Raw genomic sequence first — 21,149 nt, forward strand, 5'->3', positions numbered from 1 at the left:
GTAAAGAGTCTTCCTGGACAATCCACCGCAAACAAAAATATCCTGGGCCTTACCCCCTACCCCTTTTCCCCATTTGGGGGGTCCGGGGGCCTCAGGCCCCCGGCCGCCGGCCTCTTCTCTCTTCCTAATTACGCCGGTGCTCGTGGCAGGACGTCAAAAACAAGGCGGCCCGCAGGCGCAACACTTCGCGTGGGGCGCGGTCCATGAGCTCGTGGCCGGGCAGGGTCACCATGGCGGCCAGGGCCGTGGCTTCTCGTTTGCGGCGGTCGTCGAAGCCCATACCGGAGAGTTCCCGCAGGGCGGACAGGACGCCCTGACGTTCCTTGGCGTAGGCTTCGCCGAGGATGGCGGCCTGTTCGGGGCTACGCACGTCCAAGACGGGCGGCAGGGTATGCAGCATAGCGGCGTTTGACGGTTTCATGACGGCCTCCATGCCGGACTTTTCGGCCGCAGTCGCCAGGGCGTTAGGGGATGCGGCCATTTTTTCCTGGCACGATTGCTGCTTTGTCTGCGGCAAACGCAGGGAAGCGACACCGTGAACAACACTTCGACATTATTTCCTCCGCGCCTGGCCCCATGGGGCGTCTGCTGGCTCCTGGCCGCCGTCCTGATCGTGGCCTTGGCCAGGCCAGCGCCGTCCCTGGCCGTGGAACCTGCCCAGGCGGCCGTGCGCCAGCCCGGCGAACCGACCAAGACGCCCCGTGAGACTCCCGCCGCCCAGCCTGTGCCGGCTGGGGGGGCTGGCGCGGCCTCCGGCGATTTGCGCATCGTGCTCAAAAAAAGCGCTCCGGCCGAAGGCACGCCCCGGGTGGGCGGCGCGGCCTCGTTTGAGGCCAGGCTCTATCGGGGCGAGGCCGAGCTTTCCCCCGAGGCCTACGAATGCCGCTGGCGCAGCGACGGCGGGGCCAGATTCCTCGACCCGGCCGGCCCCTTCACCAACACCGCCATTTTCCTGCGCCCGGGCCGTGAACGCGTCTGGGTGGAGGTGGTGCCGCGCTCGGGGCCTTCGGCCGGGCTGGCTGCGGTGTCCGAGCCGGTGGCCCTGGACGTGGCCCAGCCCAATTTCGGCTTGTCCGCCTCGCCTGCAGCACCCCTGGTCGGCGAAGAGACCACCGTCGCCATCCGTGATTTTCCGGTCCACGACGGCGTGGAGTTCCGTTGGGATCCGCTGCCCGCCCATGCCAAGCTGGTACGGGTAGGCGAGCGCAGCCTGACGTTTTATCCCACCGAAGCCAAGCCGGTGGCCGTCAAGGTCGCGGCCATGGCGGCCGGCGGCGGCAAGCAGGCCGCGCCGCTGGGCAAGGCCAACATCGACGTCGTGGCCCGCAGCTATCAGGTTACCGTGGACAACCGGGGGCTGCTCGACACGCCGGCCACGGTCTGGCGCGACGGCGAAGGACCGGTGGCCGCCTCGGGCGTGGCCGTGGGCCAGCGCGTGGGGCTGCGGGCCTCCGTGACGCCAACGCCGCCCAATCCGCCCCTGGCCTATGCCTGGGGCCTGTGTCCGGGAGCCAAGGCGGCCGGCGGCGAGGACACCCGGGAAATAACCGCCTCGCGTCGGGAGACCGGCCCGTGTCAGGCCACCGTCGAAGTGCGCGACGCCCGGGGACTGCTGCTGGGTCGCGGCAAGGGCGAATTTTCCGTGGATGTTTCCCAGGCCGAACTCGACGCCGCCGCCGAGCGCGCCCGGGAAGTGGACCGGCTCGTGCGCGACGGGGCCAAGGCCTGGGCCGAGGGCGATCCCGACCGGGCCGCCGGCGAGGCCGGGCAAGCCGTGCGCTTAAGCCCCAAGGACGCCGCCGCCGTGGCCGCCCTGGACCGTATCGCCCGGGACAAGGGCCGCCTGGACAGCTACCTTGGCCGGGCCGCCTCGGCGCTTGCCGCCGACGATTTCGACGAGGCCTCGGCCATGCTCGACGAGGCCGCCAAGGTCAATCCCAAGGCCGCGGCCATCCCGGCCGCCCGCCAGGCCGTCGAGGCCCGCAAGGAGACCCTTGGCCGCATCGGCAAGCTCCTGGCCCAGGCGCGGGACAAGTGGGAAGCCGGTGAAGTGGAGACGGCCCTGAGTCTGGCCGGCCGGGCCCAGGAACTCGATACGGCCCACGGCGAGGCCAAAGCCGCCCGGGAACGCTATGTGGCCGCCCGGGACCGGCTCATCGCCGCGCTCAAGCAATCCGCCGCCTACCTGACCGCCAAGCGTTTCGACAGCGCCGCCAAGGCCCTGGACGACGCCCGGGCTGTCAGTCCCAAATTCAAGGCCGTGGCCGAAATGGACGCGGCCATCGCCGCCCGCAAGCAGCGCGCCTGGAGCCTGGACGAACGTCTGGCTCGGGCTCGCGACCAATGGAACGCCGGCGACGCCGACGCCGCCCTGGCCACGGTCAGCGAAGCCGCCGCCCTGGACCCCGAACACCCGGGCGCGGCCCATGCCCGCAAAAACCTGGCCCTGGCCCGGGACAACCTGGCCAAGGCCGAGGAACGCGCCGAGACCGCCCTGGCCAAGGGCAAGCTCGAAGAGGCCCGCTCCGCCCTGGCCGACGCCGCCAAGATCAACCCGCGCCATCCGCGCATCGCCGAACTGCAAACGTCCGTGGCCCACCGGGCCGGCCGCGACCAGCGCCTGGCCGCCCTGGCCGCCGAGGCGGCCAGGCGAAACGCCGCCGGCGACCTCGACGGGGCGCTTTTGGCCGTCAGCGACATGCAGGCCCTGGCCCCGGCCGATCCAGCCGTGGCCGCCGAGCGGGCCAAGCTCGCCCGCGCCCGCGACGCCGTGCAGGACGCGCTGACCCGGACCAGGGACTTCCTGGCCGCCCGACGCTTCGACCTGGCCCTGGCCGCTTTGGCCGAAGCGGAAAAGGTCAACGCCAAACTTCCGGCCCTGGCCGAGTGGCGGCAAAAAGTGCAGGCCGAAAAGCAGCGGGCCGAAACCGATCTGGCCACCACCCTGGGCCAAGCGACCAAGCTCGCTGAAGCCAAGGATTTCGACGGCGCGCGCCGGCTTCTGGACGCGGCCCGAGACGTCGGCCCCATGCCCCCGCCCCTTGCCGCCAAGGCCAAGGAACTGGAACGCCGGGTGGCCGCCGGCCGCCAGACCCAGGACGCGGCCCGGCGCGAACAGGACAATCGCGGCAAAGCCGCCGCCGCGACCACGGCCGAGACCGACCAATCCGGCCGCTGCCTGGAACTCGGCAAACAGGCCACGGCCAAGCGGGCCGCCGGTGACCACGCCGGGGCCATCCGCGACTATCAGACCCTGCTCACCCTGTGCCCGGACACCTGTCAGGCCTACAACAACGTCGGCACGTCGCTGTATTCCCTGGGCTACGCCGCCGAGTCCCTGCCCTGGTTCGACGAGGCGGTCAAATGCGCGCCCAAGGAAGCCCTTTACCGCGAAAACGCGGCGCTGACCCGCACCCGCCTGGCCGCGCCCCAGCCGCCCAAGCCCGGCGAGGCCGGCCCCAGCTGCGCCGCCGCCTTTGAGACGGCCGAAACCCGGCGCGGCGGCGGCGATCTGGCCGGCGCGGCCGAAGGCTACAAGGCCGTGGTGGCCCGCTGCCCGGATTTCTGCGCCGCCTACAACAACCTTGGCCTGACCCTGCACAAGCAGGGCCGCACCCCGGAAGCCCTGCCCTTTTTCGAGCAAGCCCTGCGCTGCAATCCCCAGGACAACCTGTTCAAGGAAAACTACGAACTCACCGTCAAACGCCTGCGCACGGCCGAGAAACGGCCGTAGGGGCAAAGAGGGAAGAATTGCCTCCGGCGGCCGGGAGGGGCTCAGCCCCTCCCGGACCCTCCCGAAAAGGGGTAAAGGGGGCAGCGCGACGAAGGACGGATGCGGCAGCATGAGGCCCGGGCAGCGCGAGAGCGTCGTTGCCCGGGCCTTTTGGCGTTGCCGTTTGCCCGATGGAGCAACAAAGCTGTTTGCACGAAGGGGGTGCCGGATACGGCGAGAAACACCGCCAATGACGCGCCGTAAGGTTGACGTCAAAAGGCCAAACATCCGCTGATCCAGCCGATGGGCATGCAGCCCTGCCCGCTCGGAGTTGACTTCCGTCCGCCTCGGCAGACGCGCCCTGCCCCGGCCGGCCGCTGCCCGCGCCACACAAAAGCAAAACGGCCGCCCGGTTGCCCGGACGGCCGTTTGTCTGCGCGGGGCAGTCGGAAACTAGTAGGTGGCGCGGAATTCGTCGCGGCGGTTCTTGGCGTAGGCGGCTTCGGAAGTGCCCGGATCAAGCGGACGCTCCTTGCCGTAGCTGACGGTGGACAGGCGGTCGGCGCCGATGCCGAGGTTGACCAGGTACTGGGCCGCGGCCTGGGCACGACGCTCGCCCAGGGCGAGGTTGTACTCGGCCGTGCCGCGCTGGTCGCAGTTGCCTTCGACGATCAGCTTGATCTGCGGGTACTGGCGCAGGATCTCGGCCTTGCGGGTCAGGTTCTGCCGGGCTTCGGCGCTCAGGTTGGAGCTGTCCAGGGCGAAGTGGACCATCTGGGCCAACTCATTGGAAGCAGCGCCCAGCTTCTCGCGCAGCAGACGCTCCTGCTCCAGGCGAGCGCGCTCCTGCTCTTCCCAGCTTGTGCCGGAACCGTCGCCGGGACCGCCGGCCTTCTTGGCGCAACCAAAACCAGCCAAGGACAGCATCAGCAACAACATGGCCATCAGCAACATTTTCGAACGAATCATTTTTCCTTCCTCCTCACATTGCCCGCCAGGGCATTGAAAATATCCTCAGGGCGTTGCCCCGGGGCGTTTCCGCGGGCTGGCGAAGCGCCGCCGGAACCGGCCTCCAATTACGCCTCCCGCTATAAATTGCAACAGGCAATTGGCGGGGGTTCCGGGGTGTTGCGCACATTTCGCCAACACGCTTGCAGCATTGTCCAAATCGGGGCCGGCCGGCTGCCGCCAGCTCCCCGCGCTACTGGGCCAGCGGCCCCCAGCTCGGCATGTAGGCCGCGCCGTCGCCGGTGGGGATCATCACTGGCGGCGCGCCGTGGCGCGTGGTCACGAAGATCTTCTTCTGGCCGCTTCGGGTGGACGAGAAGGCGATGAAGTAGCCGTCGGGCGAAAAGGACGGGTTCTCGTCCGAGCCGCCGCCCGAGGTGACCTGGGTCTCCTGGCCGGTGGCCAGATCCATGACGAACACCTTCTGGGCCCCGCCAAGCTGCTTGGTGAACGCGATGAGCTTGCCGTCCGGGCTCATGCTCGGGTTGGTGTTGTAGCCCGAGGTGGTCACCCGCCGGCCCGCGCCGCCGTGCACGGTGGTGACGTAGATGTTGGGGCTGCCGGTGCCGTCGGAGACGTAGGCCATGGCCCCGCCCGAGGCGGCAAAGGTGGGCGAGACCTCGATGCCGCTGCCGGACACCAGGGGCTGGCCCGGCTGATAGGCGGAATTGAGCAGGTAGATGTCGGCCTTGCCGTGCATGGTCAGGCTCACCGCCACCTGGCCGTCGGGCAGGAAGTGGGGGCTGACCACATTGGTGGACGGCAGGGTGTAGACCTGCGGCTTGCCGCCGCCGGACCACACGCCCAGGTAATGGCCGCGCGAGCCGATGAGCGTGAACACGATTCGCCGGCCGTCAAAGGACCAGCTGGGGCTCACGGCCATGCCGAGCTCGTTGTAGTTGGTCACCCGGTTAAGTCCGCGGCCGGTGGGGCGCACGGTCCAGATGTCGGCCCCCTTGCCGGCGCTGGGCTTGACGAAGGCGATCTGGGAATTGAAAAAACCGCCCTGGCCGGTGAGCGCCTGCATGAGTTCCATGCAGAACCGGTCGGCGATGTCGGGCAGCTGGGCGTCGGTCACCGCATCGTAGCCTTTGCCGACCAGCACCTTCTGGGAATAGACCTCAAAGGCCCGCAGCTCGACGTTGCCGAGGTTGCCGCCGGGGGTCCAGTTGGCCGTCACCAGCACATCGATTTTGGCCAGGCCAAAGGGCTTGAAGTCGATCTGGTCGGCCGTGGCCCCGGCCACCTGGCCGGGCACGCTGGACTGGGGCACGATCTGCAGGAAGGGCAAAAACTGCAGGTCCTTGTTGATGAGATCCTGGAGCTTTTCGGCCGGGGTCATCTGGCCGCCGCCGGCAAAGGGCCGAGCCTGCACCAGATTCATTTTGGCCTGTCCCGGGCCTTGGATGTCCACGGCCAAGGACGTCTGAGCCTGGGCCTGCGCCACGTCCAGGCACAACAGCGCGGCCACAAGGGCGCACCACATGCCGGTCACCATCATCCGCTTTCGCATGATCATCGCCTGAAATCCCTGAATGTCGTTTTGAAGGGTTGGGCGCAGGCCCGGGAAAGGAGAAAAGGGCCGGCGTCAGGGCAGCCAAAACGGCTTACCCGGCCGGGGCCGGGCAGAGACCGCCATCCGCGCCCTCATAGCCCGATCCCGCGCCGGGCGCAATCGCGCGGCGCGGGATACGGAAAAACGTCACTGTCCGAGTTCCTGGGAAGAAAACCGCAGCTGCAGGACATTGAGCCCGGCCGGCGGCGACGGCAGGGTCTCGGTCTCGGCCACGGACTTGACCGTGGAGGCGTCGAAATTGGGTTGCCCCGAGGACTGCACCAACCGGTAGTTGAGGATGCGGCCGTCCTTGTCGATGTGCACCTCGACCACGGCGGCGAGCTGCTGCCTGGCCCCGGTCTGGGGGAAGCGCCAGTTCTTTTTGACCTCGCGGTTGACGATCTGGGCGTAGACGCCCATGGTCACGCCCCCGCCGCCGCCGGCTCCGGGCGTGCCGCCGGGAACGCCCCCCCCGCCGCCGCCGGCCGCTTTGCGGGCCTCGGCCAGGGCCTTGGCCACGGGATCGCCGCCGGCCGCGCCGGCCCCCGAGCCGGAACCGGACCCGCTGCCGGCCTTGGCCTTGGCGTCCTTGAGCGCCTGCTCCAGGGTGCTTTTCTCAGCCGCCTTGGCCGCCTCGGCCGCCTTCTTGGCGTCGTCGGCCGCTTTCTTGGCGTCAGCGGCTTTTTTCGCCTCGTCGGCTTTTTTCTGTTCCTCGGCCTTTTTGGCGTCCTCGGCCTTCTTTTTGGCCTCATCAGCCTTCTTTTGCTCGTCAGCCTTTTTCTGGTCTTCGGCCTTTTTCTTGGCCTCGTCGATTTTCTTCTGCTCTTCGGCTTTTTTCTGTTCCTCGGCCTTGCGCGTGGCTTCCTCGATCTTCTTGAAATCGGGCTTGGGCTCAAGTTTCGGCTCGGGCTTGGCCTGTTCCGTGGGAATGGGCTTGGCCTTGGGCTCGGGTTCGGGCTTGGGCTCGGGCTTTTTCGGTTCCGGCTCGGACCGCTTGGGCTGGGGGGGCTCGGGCACGGCGGCCACGGGCTCGGGCGGTATGGGCTTGGCCGGCGTGGCCGGAGCCTCGGCCGGTTCGGGCAGGGTCTCCTTGGCCGCGGCGCCGGAGCCGCCCTCGGGTTCGGCCGGGCCAAGCTCGGGCTTATCGCCTGGTCCCTTGGGACCAAGGGGCAACCCGACTTCACCGGGCGGCAGGCCCGGCGGGGCCAGGGACACGAGATCGACCTCGTAGACCGGCACGTTGAGCTGGAACTTGACCGGCTCCATGCTGACGAAGAGCAAACTCGCCAGCACCACGGTCAGGTGGAGAAAAATGGAAAATATCCAGCCAAGGACGCGCATGGTGTTCTCTGTCGGTCGCGCTCCGGGAGAGGCACTCCCGGCCGGGCCTATTTCTTTTTGGCGGCAGCGGCCGCCGCGGCGGCGGCGTTTTTGGCCGACTTCTCGTCCTCGGCCACGACGCCGAGCTTGTCGACGCCGGCCGCCTTGATGATGCCCATGACCTTGACCACCGTGCCGTAAGCCACGGCCTGGTCGGCCCGCAAAAAGAGCTGCTTTTTCTGGTCCGTCACCAGCCGCTTCACCTGGCCCTCAAGGTCGGCGTACTCTACCTGGTACTTGTCCAGAAAGATCGTGCCGTCGGCCTTGACGGTCAACACCAGGCTCGTATCCTCCTTGGGCAGGACGCTGACGGCCCGGGTCTGAGGCAGGTCCACCTCAAGCCCCTGGGTCATCATGGGCGCGGTGACCATGAAGATGATGAGCAGCACCAGCATCACGTCCACGAAGGGCGTGACGTTGACGTCGGCCAGATACCGGCCTTTGCCGCCGGTCTGCATACCCATGGCCTAGAACCTCTCGGAGGCGGCCTGCTGCTGGCGGCGGGCGGCGGCCTGGGCGGACGGAGCGGGCTGGGCGGCCTCGCGCGGGGTCCAGGTGACCTCGCGCTGGATGCGGTTTAAAAACGCCCCGGCGAAGTTGACCAGCTCGTTTTCGATGCTGGTCACAAAGCCCAGGTAGTAGTTGTAGGCCAGAACCGCCGGGATGGCCACGGCCAGACCGATGGCCGTGGCGACAAGGGCTTCGGAGATGCCCGGGGCCACGGCGGCCAGGGCGGCGGACTGCTGCAGGCCGATGGAGTGAAACGAGTTCATGATGCCCCAGACCGTGCCGAAAAGACCGATAAACGGGGTGGCGTTGGCCGTGGTCGCCAGGAAGGCGAGATTTTTGGAGAGCTTGGCCAGCTCCATGGACACGCCCTGACGCAGCACCCGGCGGATGTTGTCCATGGCGATATGCCCTTTTTCGGCCGGGTCGAGATCGGCCTGCTCCATGCGCACCAGCTCTTCAAAGGCCATGCGGCCGACGAAAAAGGCCGGCGAATGCCGGGACTGCCCCAGCGCCTGCATGGCCGCGCGCAGGGTGTCGGCCTCCTGGAACCGTTCGTAGTCCCGGGCCGTGTCGCGTTTGGCGGCGGTCAGCGTGAAAAATTTGATGAAAATGATGCTCCAGCAGCCCAGGGACATGAATGCCAGCACACACAAGACGAAAATAACCGTCGGCGTGGCGCTGGCCATCATGGTCCACAAGCCGCCATGCGGCGAAAGCGCGTCCATTGCGACCCACCTGTGGGAAAATGCAGCAGGTTAGGAAAGCACGCGTTCCATCAGGGCCGGCAGCACGACTTCCGCCCTTCCCTTAAGGCGCACGTCGGCCAGGCCCTTGTAGGCGCTTTCCGTAAGATTGATTTCCACAACACCTCCGCCCCTGGCCTTGACCTCCCTGGGCAGGAGATTGGCCGGGGCGACCTCCCCCGATGTTCCGGCCACCACGATGACGTCGGCGGCCAAGGCCAATTGACCGCTTTTCGTCAGAGCGTCAAGTGCAATGGCCTCGCCAAAGAACACGATGTCCGGACGTACCACCCCGCCGCAGTCTTCGCAACGCCACGGCAGGGCCTGCGGCGCAAGCCGCCGGGCCAACGCGCCGTCATGGGCCGCGCCACAGCCCATGCAGAAAAAATGCCGCACGCCCCCGTGATATTCCACCACATTGACCGACCCGGCCGCCTGATGCAGGCCGTCGATGTTCTGGGTGACGACGCCAGCGAGCCTGCCCGCCGCTTCCAGCCGGGCCAGGGCCTCGTGGGCCGGGTTGGGCTTGGCCGCGTCCACCATGACCAGCACCTCGCGCAAAAACGTCCAGACCCGGGCCGGGTCGCGGGCCAGGGCCTGGGCCGTGGCCACGGCCATGGGGTCGTGGCGCTCCCACACCCCGCCGGGACTGCGAAAATCCGGGATGCCGCTGGCAACGGATATGCCGGCTCCGGTGAGCGCCACCACCGACCGCGCCCGCCGCAACAGGGCCGCCGCCGCCTCGATGCCCTCGGCGAGCGCCTCGTCCTCCATGCGACCCCCTTTCGCGCGAAAACGCGTTGAGATTTTTTGCAAAGGCCCTATACTTGCATAATCTGCCGCAGCCAAAGTCTCAACGAGGAGGCAAGACTCATGCAATTCCCTTCACGCGCCGTCGTCGCCCTGGCCGGCCTGGCCCTGGCCGCTGTCCTGGCCGCCCCCCAGGCCCTTCTGGCCCAGGCCCCGCCGCCCCAGAACATGACCACGCCCCCGCACCCCGGAGGACAGCAGCCGCGACCGCCCAAGGGCCAACCTCCGGCCACGGTCCAGGCGCCGACCGCCGTCCAGGCCCCGGCCACGGTGAAAGCCCCACCCCCCGTCAGACCGCCGGCCGCCGTCATGATCCCCGGCCCGGTGGCCCAGGGACCGGGCATCGTCATTCAGCCCCCGTCGGTGACCGTCCAGCCGCCCGGCTACTATCCGCCGCCGCCCCCGCAAGGCGGCCGCAAGGCCCAGGCGCTTCTGCGCTGCAATCAACAACAGGCGGCCTGCGCCCAGAACTGCAACTACCGGACTTACGGACAGGCGCGCAACATGTGCAACAACCAATGCAACGCCATGTTCGTCAACTGCACCGCCCGGGTCAATTCCATGCGCTGACCCGGCAAGCCAAGGACAATGCCATGAACACCAAAATCGTCCTGGCCCTGCTTGCGGCGCTTACCTGCGCCGCGCTGCTGGCTCCCCAGTTCGGCCTGACCCAGCCGCCGCCCTGTCCGCCGGGCATGGTCTGGACCCCGGGCGGCTGCCGGCCCGTGCCGCCGCCCCCCCCGAGCTATGTCCCGCCGCGCCCCGTGCCACCGCCGCCGGGCTACGGTCCGGGCTACGCGCCGGTCCCGCCCTATGACCCCAACATCAAGCAGGTGGCCCGTCGCTACATCACCCTGCATTCCTGCCCGGGCGAAGCCTGCCCGCCGGTCACCTCGCTGTCGCGCGGCACCCCGGTGCGCATCCTGGCCTGGGAAGGCCCCTTCGTCTTCGTGCGCGTACCCGACTCGCGCATCGAAGGCTGGGTCAAGCGCAACCGCCTGACCCCGTAACGCCGGAACCGCCGTCTGGACGCGGCCTCAGGCCGCGTCCAGACCAGCCGGACCGGCGTTCGCTTTTTTCTTCCGCGCCACAGCCCGAACCCTTGAAAAATATGATCGTCTTTTTCAAGGAAAACAAATTGTTGTAGCCGTGCAACTAGGAAACGCTCTCTGCGCTTTTCGTGGACGCGACACGCACCGCCCGTCCCGTCCCCTTGCCGGCCGGCCCCTCGCCCGGCAAACGCGGCCGATTGGCCGCGAACGCCGGATCGGCCGCGTCCAGCACGGCAAATAGCGCCCGCAATTCACCGTCAGCGTGCAGCATCCGCTGATTGGCGCGATACGCCTGGATAATGTCCGAACCCATGGCGTAGAGCCCCGAACGCAGGTCGCGGCGATACAGCCGCATACCCTCGGCCGTGTCCCCGACCGGCCCGAAAAGCGTCAGGTATCTGTCCGGGTGGACCTCGAAAATCGCCACCTCGCCAAACCGCTCGGGCAGCGGCACGGCCCGGGCCATGTACTCCCGCTCCTCGCGCACCGCACCGCGCCGGACGGCAAACCGCCGCCGGGCATATCCCCGGCGCGTGAGCCACACGAGATGATAGACCAGCACCCGGTCATACAACCGCTGGCGCAGGAAATAGGCGGCGATAGCCCCCAGGCACAGCACGGCCAAGGGCAGGCTTACCCAAAGCGGCACGGCCGCGAGCTTCGCCCCCAGCGCCTCCAACCGACCGGCCAGCCCGGCCCCGATCTCCAAGGCCTTGCGCCCGGCCGCGTCCAGCAACTCCGCCAAAACATCCGCCGCCTTGCCCAGAAACGACAGCAAGACGGCATAAAGACGATCCACAATGTCGTCCACAGCCCCCTCCCGCTGATTGCGCCCCGGCCCGTTACGGCAGCCCGGCTTTTCACTCTACCCGGCTACACCGCCCAGGCCCCCCTGGCAAGCCCGACTCGCCCCTTGCCAAGCCGGCAAACCGGCACTACGAGGTCTCCCCATGCAACGACTGACCAACAACATCTTCTTCAACCTCGCCGTGCTCACCTTCGGCGCGGCCGTCTACAGCTTCGGCATCAAGGACATCGTGGTGGCCAAGGGGCTGATGTCCGGCGGCGTCTCGGGCGTGGCCCTGCTCCTTTTCTACCTCACTGGCGCGCTGGGGCCCGGCGTCTACTACTTCCTGCTCAACCTGCCGCTCATGGTCCTGGGCTGGGTGAGCCTGTCGCGCCGGTTCATCCTTTACACCGTCTACGGCATGGGCATCTTGAGCCTTTTCATGCAACTTTTGCCCGAACGGGCGCTCATTGCCGATCCCCTCCTGGCCGCCGTCTTCGGCGGCGCGGTCATGGGAGCCGGCTCGGGCATCATGCTGCGCACCCTGGGTTCGGCCGGCGGCACCGACATCCTGGCCATCTGGCTCAACCAGAAATACAATCTGCGCATCGGCCAGTTCAATTTCGTCTTCAACCTGGCCGTGTTCGCCGCCGGCATGGCCTTCTACGACCCCACCCTGGCCCTGTATTCCATCATCCTCTCCTACGCCAACTCCAAGGTGATGGATTACGTGCTGGCCCTTTTCAACCAGCGCAAGATGGTCTTTATCATCTCCGACAAGGCCGACGCCATCGCCCGCGACATCATCTCCTCCCTCAAACGCGGCGCAACGTTCCTGCACGGAGCCGGAGCCTACACCGGCAAATCCAAACGCGTCATCCTCACCATCACCAACACCGTGGAAATCAAACGCCTGGAAGAACTCGTCTTTAGCCACGACCCCAACGCCTTCTTCGTGGTCGAAAACACCTTCAACGTCCTCGGCGAAGGTTTCTCGCGCAGGAAAGTGTATTGATAATTAAAGAATGCCTCCGGCGGCCGGGGGCCTGAGGCCCCCGGACCCCCCAAATGGGTAAAGGGAGGCGAATGGTCGCGCTGTCGGATGATGGTGGCCTGGATAGGCGAAAAGGGCATGGACCACACGGCCATGCCCTTTCGATATTTCGGGAAAAGTCTTTTCAACCGGCAAGTTGGCCGAGGATGACGTTCCCTGCGGAACGCCGGTTACGACCCCGTTGCGGCAAAAACGTCCCGTACCACCAACATGCCGTTTATGGCCGCCGGAAATCCGGCATAGGCCGCCATCTGCATGACCGTCTCCACGATCTGCTCGCTCGTGAGCCCCACCGCCAGTCCCGCCCGCACATGCACGGCCAGCTGCGGCCCCATGGTCCCGCGCGCCGTCGCCGCCGCGATCATGGCGATCTCCTTGGCCCCGGGCGAGAGCACGCCCCGCGAAATCACGTCGCCATACGAGAAATCCAGCAGCCAGCCGCCGAAATCCGGCGCCATGTCGCCCATGGAGGCCAACACCCGCTCCCCGGCCTCCCGGCTGGTCACCGACAAGGCCGCCAAACCCCGCTCACGCCGGTCCGCCGGCTGGCCGGCATACGCGTCCGGCGGCGTCACCGTGATTCCCTTGGCCGCGAACACCTCCCGGCACACGCCAATGGCGTTGATGCCGGCCGGAAATCCGGCAAATACCGTGGCCACGTAAATGATCTCCACAATCGCCTCGGCCGAAAGCCCGGCGGCCAGCCCGGCCTCCATATGAAACGCCAACTGCGGCGCGGCGTTGCCCAGCGCCGTCAAGGCCGCGATGGTGGCCGTCTGGCGCAGCTCCGGCGACAAGCCCGGCCGGGTGAAAATGTCGCCATAGCCGAATTCCACCACAAAGCGCCCCAAATCCGGGGCCACGCCACCCAAGGCCTCCTGCACCGCCCGCGCCTTGTCCGGGGCCAGCGCCGTCAAAGCCGCCATGCCGCGAGCATATCGTTCACTCGTTTCCATCCCGTTTCCTCCTCGCGCCGGATGCGACCCCAGGGCCAAAGCCAGGGCCAAAACCAAAGCCATTGCCGCCGACATACGCCAATCTCGGATCATGGTCGCCTCCCACGTGGTTTTGACCGACCCTATGCCGCCTGCATCAAGAGGTGAAATACCGATTAACACCACGATCAATATGCGTTAGATATCGATCCATGGAACTGCGTGATTTCCGCTACGTCCTGGCCGTGTCCGAGGAACTGCACTTCGGCCGGGCCGCCGCCCGGCTCCACATGTCCCAGCCCCCCTTAAGCCAACGCATCCGCGACATCGAAAATGACCTGGGCACGCCGCTTTTCACCCGCACCAGCCGCCGCGTGGCCCTGACACCGGCCGGTCATGCCCTGGCCGACAAGGCCCGGCACATCCTGGCCCTGGCCGAGGAAGCCGCCGCCCTGGCCAAACGCGTGGGCGCGGGCCTGGCCGGCCGCCTCACCCTGGGGTTCGTCAACCCGGCCATGGACGCCTTCCTCGCCGCCGCCCTGCCCCGCTTTCGACACCAAGCCCCGGACGTGGAACTGCGCCTGCAGGAAATGACCACCCCGCAACAAACCGACGCCCTCACCGCCGGCCGCCTCGACCTCGGCTTCATCCGCTACGCCGGCCAAACCATCCCAGGCGCGACCATCACCGAAATCCTGCGCGAACCCTACATCCTCGCCCTGCCCGCCAACCACCCGCTCACCAACAACCCCACCCCCAGCCTCGCCGATCTCCACAACCAGCCGCTCATTATCCCCCCGCCCGCCGCACTGCCCGCCCTGGCCCACGCCATGGCCTCCGCCTTCGCCCAAGCCGGAGCCGCCCCCATCCCCGTCCAGGAAGCCGCCAGCAAATTCACGACGCTTGGCCTCGTGGCCGCCGGCCTCGGCCTGGCCCTCGTCCCGGCCTCGGCCCAAGTCTGGCAACGCCAAAACGTAGCCTTCCGCCCCCTCGCCCAAGGCCTGCCCCCCGTCATTCACGCCGCCGCTATCCCCGAAGGACGAGCGTCAGTGGCAGCCGAGAGGTTGGTGGAGTTGGCGCGGCTATGCGCGGATGGAGAAGAACATGGCGAAAAATAAAGAAAAGAAAAGAATGCCTCCGGCGGCCAAAGGGGCTGAGCCCCTTTGGAAACCCCGAATGGGTACGGTGAAAGCACTATCCCCATCCTGTCGATCCTGCTCCAACCATGCGAAAACGGGTGATTTTGGCGCGAGGCTTTGATCGCGCCAAAATCACCCGTTTTCGCTGGCGAGTTGGGGGCTGGAATTTGGGGTTGTCCGGCCGGGCGGCTTCCGCCCGGCCGGACAACCCCAAATTCCAGCCCCCATCTTCTCTCGGGCCGCCGCCTGCCGACCACAGCTCCACCCGGCCGACCATCATCCCCATGTCGGGGGTCCGGGGGCTGAGCCCCCCGGCCGCCGGAGGCATCTTCTCTTTTATTTACCTGAGATTACAAACACTACTTACTTCCCTTCGACCTTGCGCCCCTTCAACCAACTCACCAGCCCGTGGCAGGCCGTGAGCATCATATCGCCGCCGGGGCTGGGGAATTCGACGTCGAAGCCGACGAAGGAGGCGCGTTTGGGGCCGATGACGAGGGTATCGGGGAAGATGCCGGCGTCGGGCGGCAGATCGAGGGTCAGGCAGCCGTGGCCGCCGGAGTCGAAGACCGAGGCGTTATCGAGGTCACCCCGGCGGAAGCGTTCGAGGTCGGCCCAGAGGGCATCGGGCGAGAGCATGCCGGTGTGGTGTTCGTAGATGCCGTAGATGCGGCGTTTATGGACCAGGGCGGCCACGGTGTGGCTGTTGCCGGCGTTGACGCACAGGACGCCGTGCGAGTCGGTGCGGCTGGCGATGTCGGGATCGGCGAGCATCCCCAGGACGGCGGCGGCGGCGGAGTCGGCCACGGGACCGCCGCCGATGGCATTTTGGAGCACGGCCAGCCGGGTGAGTTCGGGGGGTGGGGTCAGGTAGACGAGGGCTTCGGGCCGGCCGCCGGCCTGGTGGAGGAAGCGTTCCCAGAGTTTGAAGCGGCCCAGGCGGCTGCTTTGGCCGGGGTGCAGGCCGTGGTCTTGGGCGCAGGCCATGACGAGTTCGGGTTCGGGCAGCCCGGCGGCGCCGAGAAAGGCGCGCCAGTAACCGGGGTCGTAGTCGCCAAGGGGCAGCGGCACGTGTCCGGCCGGCCGGGTGGGGGTGATGACCACGGGCGTGGTGGCGGCCAGGCGTTCGGGATCGTCGGTCAGCGCCCAGACGGCATCGGGATGGGCGGCCAGGGGCAGGTCGGCTTTGAGGTGGGCGCGGTAGGCTTTGAAGAAGCCGCCGCCCATGTTGGTGCCGGTGAGGTAGACGGCGCGGCCGGCGGCGGTGAGTTCGGCCAGTCGCGCGCCGACTTGCCGGGCCGGGGCCGGCAGCACGAATTTGGGGCAGTTTTCCGGCTCCAGGTCCGGGAAATGGTAGAGCACGTCCTGGGTGCCGGAACCGATGTCCAGGCACAACACGCGACGCTTGGGCATGGCGGGCCTCCTTGGCTTGGGGGTCCGTAGCTACGCCATATCCCGGAGGTTCTCAAGGTCCGGGCTCAGAGCCTGCACTGGAAACGCTCCAGGGGCGCGCCGCTACCCCTCTTCGGCCAGCAGCCCTTCGATGGCGGCCAGCAGCCGGGTGGGGTCCAGGGGTTTATGGAGCACGGCGTCGGCGCTGCCGGGAGGCGGGGCGTCGTGGCCGGTGATGACGATGACCGGGATGTGGGCCAGGGCCGGATCGCGGCGCAGGGCTTCGATGGCGGCCCGGCCGTCCATGCCGGGCATGGCCATGTCCATGGTGATGGCCTGGGGCCGCAGGCGTTCGGCGGCGGACAGGGCCGAAGCGCCGTCGTGGGCGGCGGCCACCCGGTAGCCTTCGCCTTCCAGGAACTGGATGAGGAAGGAGGACACGGCCGGGTCGTCGTCGACCACGAGGATAAGCGGCTTGTCGCGGTCGCGGGGGCGCGGCGCGGCCGGCGGCTGGCAGGCGACGCCGCCGGTTGTGGTCGGCAGTTCGAAAACAAAGGCCGCGCCCCGGGCCGGGGCCGGCTCCACCCAGATATGGCCGCCGTAGTGCTGGACGATCTCGCGACAGATGGCCAGTCCCAGTCCCGTGCCCTTGGACGGGGCCGAGCCTTCGGGGTCCAGGCGCACTTGCCGGAACTTGTCGAAAATGAGTTCCCGGTCGGCCGGGGCGATGCCCGGGCCGGTATCGACCACGGCCACCCGGGCCGTGCCGGGCCGGGGTTCGCTGACGCTCACGGTGACCGCGCCCAAAGCCGTGAACTTGGCGGCGTTGCCAAGCAGGTTGATGAGCACTTGTTCCAGGCGGTCCGGGTCGGCCAGGACCACGGGCGAGGTTTCGGGCAGGCGCGTTTCGAGATCGATCTCGGGGCGGCCGGAGAACAGGCCGGCCACGGCGGCCACGGCGTTTTGGACCACGTCGCTGAGGCAGATTTCCCGATCACGCCACTGCATGCGGCCGGATTCGATGCGCGAGAGGTCGAGGAAATCGTTTAACAGCCGGGCCAGGCGTTCGCCCTCGTGGGAGAGCACGCGCAGGTTGTCTTCTATGCGCCCGGCCCGCTTGGCCAGGACCGGGTCGTCGCCGGCCAGGGGGGCGAAGTGGCGGCTGAAATCCCGGGAGATGAGCTTGGAAAAGCCCAGCAGCGAAGTCAGCGGCGTGCGCAGTTCGTGGGAGACCGAAGACAGAAAGGCGCTTTTGATCTCGTCCATGCCGCGCAGGCGCTCGTTGGCTTCCTCCAGCTCCCGGGCCTTGTGATCCATGTCGCGGGTGCGCTCGACCACGAGGTTTTCGAGGTTGCGGGTAAGCCTGGCCAGGGCGTCCTCGGCTTGCCGGCGTTCGGTCTCGTCCCGGGCCATGAGCACGTAGCCCGAGGGCGCGCCTTCCTTGTCGTAGATGCCCGACACCCGGCCGGCGTAGAGCCGAGGCGCGCCGTCACGGCTGAGGCTAAAGGTAAAGTCGTGGCTGTGGGTCGGGGACACGCCTGCCAGCCCTTCGCCCAGTCGGGCGAGCGTCACGCCGTGGCGCACGTGGAGTTCGCGCAGGTCGCGCCCGGCCGCCTCGCCGGCCCGGATGCCGAAAATCTGTTCGGCCGCCGGGTTGACGTAGGTGACGCGCCAGGTTTCGTCCACGGCGGCGATGCCCAGTTCGGCGCAGCGCAGCAGGTTGTCGAGAAACATGGTTTTCTCGACCAGGGACTTGCCGACCACGCGCAGGGCCTCGTCCTTTTCGGCCAGGGCGGACTTGAGGGTGCGCACGTATTTGCTTTCCAGCCCCCGCACGATGTCGGACTGGGTGACGAGCCCCATGACCCGCAGGTCGTCGTCGACCACCACCAGCCGGCGCATCCGGCGCTTGCGCATGATAAGCGCCGCCTCGAAGACCGGCCGGTCCGCCTCCACGCAGACGACTGGGCAGCTCATGATGTCGTAGAGCCGCAGCCGGCCGAGGTGGGGGCTTTCGGATAAAAGGCGCACCACGTCGCGTTCGGTGATGATGCCGGCCGGACGGCCGTCGCGGGCGACGATGAGGCAGGAGATGGAGCGGTCGGCCATGCGCGTAACGGCCTCGCGCACGGTGATGTTGCCGTCGACGGCGACCACCTCGCGGGTCATGATTTCGCTGACGCGCTTGATCTCGGCCAGGGAATCGTAGCCCAGGCGTTCGATGAGGTCGGACTGGGTGAGCACGCCCTTGGCCGTGCCGGCCTCGTCCACCATGACCAGATGGCGCAGGCGTTTCTGGGCCAGCAGGTGGTAGGCCTCGACCAGGGAGGCTTCCTCGCCCACGGTGACCACCGGGGCGCTCATGAGTTCGCTTATGGGGCGCTGGGCGAAGTCGCCGCCGGAGTGGGCGGCGGCCCACAGGACGTTACGTTCGGTGACGATGCCGACGGGTTTGCCGGCCTCGGCCACGACCAGGCAGGAAATGCCGCGCCGGCGCATGACGTCCAAGCCAAGGCTGGCCGGCGCGTCGGGCGCGATGGCAATGACGTCGGGGGTGATGATTTCGGCCAGGAGCCTGTCGCCCATGAAACCTCCTCGGGCAGGATCCCTGCGGCTCACGCGGGTTGGGCAGGCCGATGCCCGAAATCCGGGGCGTTGGCAAGGGGCCGCCCGGGCCGAGGGACGACCCGGACGGCGTCTACAGACCTAATTGCTCGCGCAGGACGGCGAAATCGAGATTGGCGTTGATGAGCTGCGCGCCCTGGCGGATCTTGATCTCGTCGCGCAGCTTGTGGCGCATTAAAAGCGTCTCCATCTTTTTGGCCACGTTGTAGGTGTCCTCGCGCACGACGATGATGGGGATTTCCAGCACTTCCGAGCGGGTGAGGATGATGTCGTTGGGATAGAGGTTGCCGGTGAGCACCAGGCACGGGCTGTCGCCTTCCAGGGCCACCAGATGGACGTCTGAGCGGTCGCCGCCGACGATGATGGCGGAATTTTTCTGGCGGCGGAAATGGGTCATGAAGTTTTCCACCTGCATGGTGCCGATGAGAAAGCTCTCCACGATGCGCTCGGATTTGTGATGAGCGCTAATCACCTTGCCGCCCAGGCGGTCGGCCAGATCGCAGACCTTGATGGCCCCCATGAGCGGGTCCTTGGGGATGACGCCGAGCACCCGGATGCCCCGGTCGCGCAGAAACGGCACGATGAGCTTGCGGGTCTCGTCCATGAAATTTGGGGCCACGTCGTTTAAGATGATGCCGGCCAGATGGTCGCCGAGCTGATCCTTGAGCATGAGCAGGTAGTCGTAATTGAGCTCCTTGGAATAGCGGTCGATGACCACGGCCTTGAGCCCGAGTTCAGTGACCACGCGCACGCCGTCGGCGTTGCAGTAGCGGCCGGTGTGCATGCCGCCCGAGCCGCCGACGATGGTGACGTCCTTGCCGGCGCTGACTTTTTCGTAGGCGTCCTTGACGGAGGCCATGACGTCGCCGACCTGGTTGCGGAAGGCCCGCACCTGGAAATCGTGGGTGGCGATGACCGGGGTGAGGGTTTCGGGGGATTCGTTTGTGCGCAGGATGCGCTGGACGTGGTAGGCGTCCTCGTCCCACAGCTTGCCGTCGATCTCCTTGGGAACCGCGCCCACGGGCTTTAAGTAGCCCACGGAAAAGCCTTCTTTTTGCAGACGAAGGCCAAGGCCCATGACCACCATGTTCTTGCCCGAGTATCCGGCCGTCGCGCCCACGTACAGTCCAGCCATGCCCGCCCTCCTGCGGCTTCGCCCGAGCCGCGTTGCCGTCGCCGGCCAGGTGGCGCGGCGGCGTTGTCCGGCCAAAATGCCTTCCCCGGCCAGGATAATCAAGCCTGTTGCGGCCAGGCGGCGCAAAAAGACGCCGGCCCGGCGGCGGCGCGGCCAAGGCGGACGCCGACGGCAACGGGCCGCGGCCGGCCAAGGCGGCAAGCGCTCTGATCGATGACCCGGCTTTGCGGGCGGGTTGGAATCGTCGCAGGGAAAGGCTAAGGTCCCGCTTCGAGGCCGCCCCGCCACCGAAAAGGGGAGGCCGCGCCAAAGCCATCCCAGGGAGTCCCCATGCCCGCATCCCCGACGCCCGACGCCGCTATCGCCGAAAGTTCGCCCCCGCACCCCCTGGACCTGGGCCACGAGTTCGCCGCCCCGACCCTTTTGGCCACGGCGCTGACCCATAGTTCCTGCGCCAACGAACGCGGCGAAGGGACAGGACACAACGAACGACTGGAATTTCTCGGCGACGCGGTGTTGGAGCTTTGCGTGTCGGAGGAACTTTTTTCCCTGTTCCCCGAGGCTCCGGAAGGCGAGCTGACGCTGTTGCGTTCCCAGCTCGTCAACGAATCGAGCCTGGCGGCCATGGCCTTGCGCCTGGGGCTGGCCGGCCATGTGCGGCTGGGGCGCGGGGAGGAAAACCAGGGAGGACGGTGGCGGCCGTCGCTTTTAAGCGACGTCTTCGAGGCGGTGGTGGGAGCGATTTTTCTCGACGGCGGCTACGCCGCGGCCCGGGCCTTTGTGTCGCGGACCTTCGAGGGCCAGTGGCCCAAGCGTCCGGCCGCGCCGAAAATCAAGGATTTCAAGAGCCGACTCCAGGAATTCACCCAGCGCACCCACAAGGCCCGGCCGGTCTACGCCCTGCTTGGCAGCGCCGGCCCGGAACACGACAAACGCTTCGAGGTGCGCCTGACGCTCCCGTGCGGCCGGGAGATCCTGGCCGTGGAGAAAAGCGTGAAAAAAGCCGAACAGCAGGCCGCCCGCCTGGCCCTGACCGCCCTGGGACAGCTTCCGGAAGAATAGATTTGGGATTCCAAATGGTTGCGTCGGCAACGCTTGGCTGGACTGCCGTGTGCATTGGCCCATGTGCCGATGACGACCGTTGCGCCCTTCCTGGCCCGACGCCCTGTATGCGCCGACGTTTCCGCCTTGCCGCGTCCTAGTCAAAATTCCGTCATTCCGCATCCCGCCCGAGGCTTCGACCTCGGACCAGGGAGGGATCGCACTCCCGCGATCCACGCCTCCCTGGTCCTTGTCTTCATGATGCGCCTTC

Annotated in this window: 18 protein-coding genes; 6 read left to right on the forward strand and 12 right to left on the reverse strand. The window is 67.5% G+C overall.

Features of this window, described 5'->3' with window-relative positions:
* Window positions 1-124: 124 nt before the first annotated feature.
* A complete protein-coding gene (locus C3Y92_RS14335) occupies window positions 125-481 on the reverse strand; it encodes a hypothetical protein (protein ID WP_129353645.1) in 357 nt (118 codons plus the stop codon).
* Between the two features lie 54 nt (window positions 482-535).
* On the opposite strand from C3Y92_RS14335, the gene C3Y92_RS14340 reads away from it, so the two are divergent.
* The gene (locus C3Y92_RS14340) at window positions 536-3,733 is read left to right on the forward strand and encodes a tetratricopeptide repeat protein (protein WP_235669497.1); all 3,198 of its coding nucleotides are present in this window, start codon (window positions 536-538) and stop codon (window positions 3,731-3,733) included.
* Window positions 3,734-4,165: 432 nt separating this feature from the next.
* On the opposite strand, the gene pal is transcribed toward C3Y92_RS14340, so the two are convergent.
* The 6 genes from pal to C3Y92_RS14370 all read right to left on the reverse strand — a co-directional run bounded on the left by pal (window position 4,166) and on the right by C3Y92_RS14370 (window position 9,682).
* Window positions 4,166-4,681: a peptidoglycan-associated lipoprotein Pal gene (gene pal, locus C3Y92_RS14345; protein ID WP_129353649.1), complete on the reverse strand. Its 516-nt coding sequence runs from the start codon at window positions 4,679-4,681 to the stop codon at window positions 4,166-4,168.
* A gap of 232 nt (window positions 4,682-4,913) precedes the next feature.
* Window positions 4,914-6,233, reverse strand: coding sequence for a translocation protein TolB (locus tag C3Y92_RS14350; protein ID WP_235669498.1), 1,320 nt, complete (start codon window positions 6,231-6,233; stop codon window positions 4,914-4,916).
* A gap of 189 nt (window positions 6,234-6,422) precedes the next feature.
* The gene (gene tolA, locus C3Y92_RS14355; protein WP_129353653.1) at window positions 6,423-7,616 is read right to left on the reverse strand and encodes a cell envelope integrity protein TolA; all 1,194 of its coding nucleotides are present in this window, start codon (window positions 7,614-7,616) and stop codon (window positions 6,423-6,425) included.
* A 47-nt stretch (window positions 7,617-7,663) separates the two neighbouring features.
* On the reverse strand, window positions 7,664-8,119 hold the full coding sequence (gene tolR, locus C3Y92_RS14360) for a protein TolR (protein WP_015860091.1): 456 nt from the start codon (window positions 8,117-8,119) through the stop codon (window positions 7,664-7,666).
* Between the two features lie 3 nt (window positions 8,120-8,122).
* Window positions 8,123-8,890: a MotA/TolQ/ExbB proton channel family protein gene (locus C3Y92_RS14365; protein WP_129353655.1), complete on the reverse strand. Its 768-nt coding sequence runs from the start codon at window positions 8,888-8,890 to the stop codon at window positions 8,123-8,125.
* A 30-nt stretch (window positions 8,891-8,920) separates the two neighbouring features.
* Window positions 8,921-9,682, reverse strand: coding sequence for an SIR2 family NAD-dependent protein deacylase (locus C3Y92_RS14370; RefSeq protein ID WP_129353657.1), 762 nt, complete (start codon window positions 9,680-9,682; stop codon window positions 8,921-8,923).
* A 99-nt stretch (window positions 9,683-9,781) separates the two neighbouring features.
* On the opposite strand from C3Y92_RS14370, the gene C3Y92_RS14375 reads away from it, so the two are divergent.
* Window positions 9,782-10,288 (forward strand): hypothetical protein, encoded by a 507-nt coding sequence (locus C3Y92_RS14375; protein ID WP_129353659.1) that lies wholly within the window; start codon window positions 9,782-9,784, stop codon window positions 10,286-10,288.
* 23 nt (window positions 10,289-10,311) lie between these two features.
* Window positions 10,312-10,728 (forward strand): SH3 domain-containing protein, encoded by a 417-nt coding sequence (locus tag C3Y92_RS14380; RefSeq protein ID WP_129353661.1) that lies wholly within the window; start codon window positions 10,312-10,314, stop codon window positions 10,726-10,728.
* A 145-nt stretch (window positions 10,729-10,873) separates the two neighbouring features.
* Here C3Y92_RS14380 and C3Y92_RS14385 read toward each other — a convergent pair whose 3' ends face one another.
* Window positions 10,874-11,581, reverse strand: a complete 708-nt coding sequence (locus C3Y92_RS14385; RefSeq protein WP_129353663.1) for a hypothetical protein — start codon at window positions 11,579-11,581, stop codon at window positions 10,874-10,876.
* 139 nt (window positions 11,582-11,720) lie between these two features.
* Here C3Y92_RS14385 and C3Y92_RS14390 point away from each other — a divergent pair, with 139 nt between their 5' ends.
* Window positions 11,721-12,572, forward strand: a complete 852-nt coding sequence (locus C3Y92_RS14390; RefSeq protein WP_129353665.1) for a YitT family protein — start codon at window positions 11,721-11,723, stop codon at window positions 12,570-12,572.
* A gap of 209 nt (window positions 12,573-12,781) precedes the next feature.
* Here the strand turns inward: C3Y92_RS14390 and C3Y92_RS14395 are convergent, their stop codons facing one another.
* A complete protein-coding gene (locus C3Y92_RS14395; protein ID WP_165352121.1) occupies window positions 12,782-13,567 on the reverse strand; it encodes a carboxymuconolactone decarboxylase family protein in 786 nt (261 codons plus the stop codon).
* A 191-nt stretch (window positions 13,568-13,758) separates the two neighbouring features.
* Here C3Y92_RS14395 and C3Y92_RS14400 point away from each other — a divergent pair, with 191 nt between their 5' ends.
* The gene (locus tag C3Y92_RS14400; RefSeq protein WP_129353669.1) at window positions 13,759-14,664 is read left to right on the forward strand and encodes a LysR substrate-binding domain-containing protein; all 906 of its coding nucleotides are present in this window, start codon (window positions 13,759-13,761) and stop codon (window positions 14,662-14,664) included.
* A gap of 384 nt (window positions 14,665-15,048) precedes the next feature.
* On the opposite strand, the gene C3Y92_RS14405 is transcribed toward C3Y92_RS14400, so the two are convergent.
* The 3 genes from C3Y92_RS14405 to C3Y92_RS14415 form a co-directional block, all read right to left on the reverse strand.
* Window positions 15,049-16,098 (reverse strand): DUF1786 domain-containing protein, encoded by a 1,050-nt coding sequence (locus tag C3Y92_RS14405; RefSeq protein WP_129353671.1) that lies wholly within the window; start codon window positions 16,096-16,098, stop codon window positions 15,049-15,051.
* 102 nt (window positions 16,099-16,200) lie between these two features.
* Window positions 16,201-18,663, reverse strand: coding sequence for a CBS domain-containing protein (locus C3Y92_RS14410; RefSeq protein WP_129353673.1), 2,463 nt, complete (start codon window positions 18,661-18,663; stop codon window positions 16,201-16,203).
* A 112-nt stretch (window positions 18,664-18,775) separates the two neighbouring features.
* Window positions 18,776-19,837: a phosphotransacetylase family protein gene (locus C3Y92_RS14415; protein WP_129353675.1), complete on the reverse strand. Its 1,062-nt coding sequence runs from the start codon at window positions 19,835-19,837 to the stop codon at window positions 18,776-18,778.
* A 330-nt stretch (window positions 19,838-20,167) separates the two neighbouring features.
* Here C3Y92_RS14415 and rnc point away from each other — a divergent pair, with 330 nt between their 5' ends.
* The gene (gene rnc / locus C3Y92_RS14420; protein WP_129353677.1) at window positions 20,168-20,899 is read left to right on the forward strand and encodes a ribonuclease III; all 732 of its coding nucleotides are present in this window, start codon (window positions 20,168-20,170) and stop codon (window positions 20,897-20,899) included.
* The last annotated feature ends 250 nt before the right edge of the window (window positions 20,900-21,149 follow it).

It is taken from the genome of Solidesulfovibrio carbinolicus (assembly GCF_004135975.1).
In the GTDB taxonomy this organism is placed as follows: Bacteria; Desulfobacterota; Desulfovibrionia; order Desulfovibrionales; family Desulfovibrionaceae; genus Solidesulfovibrio; species Solidesulfovibrio carbinolicus.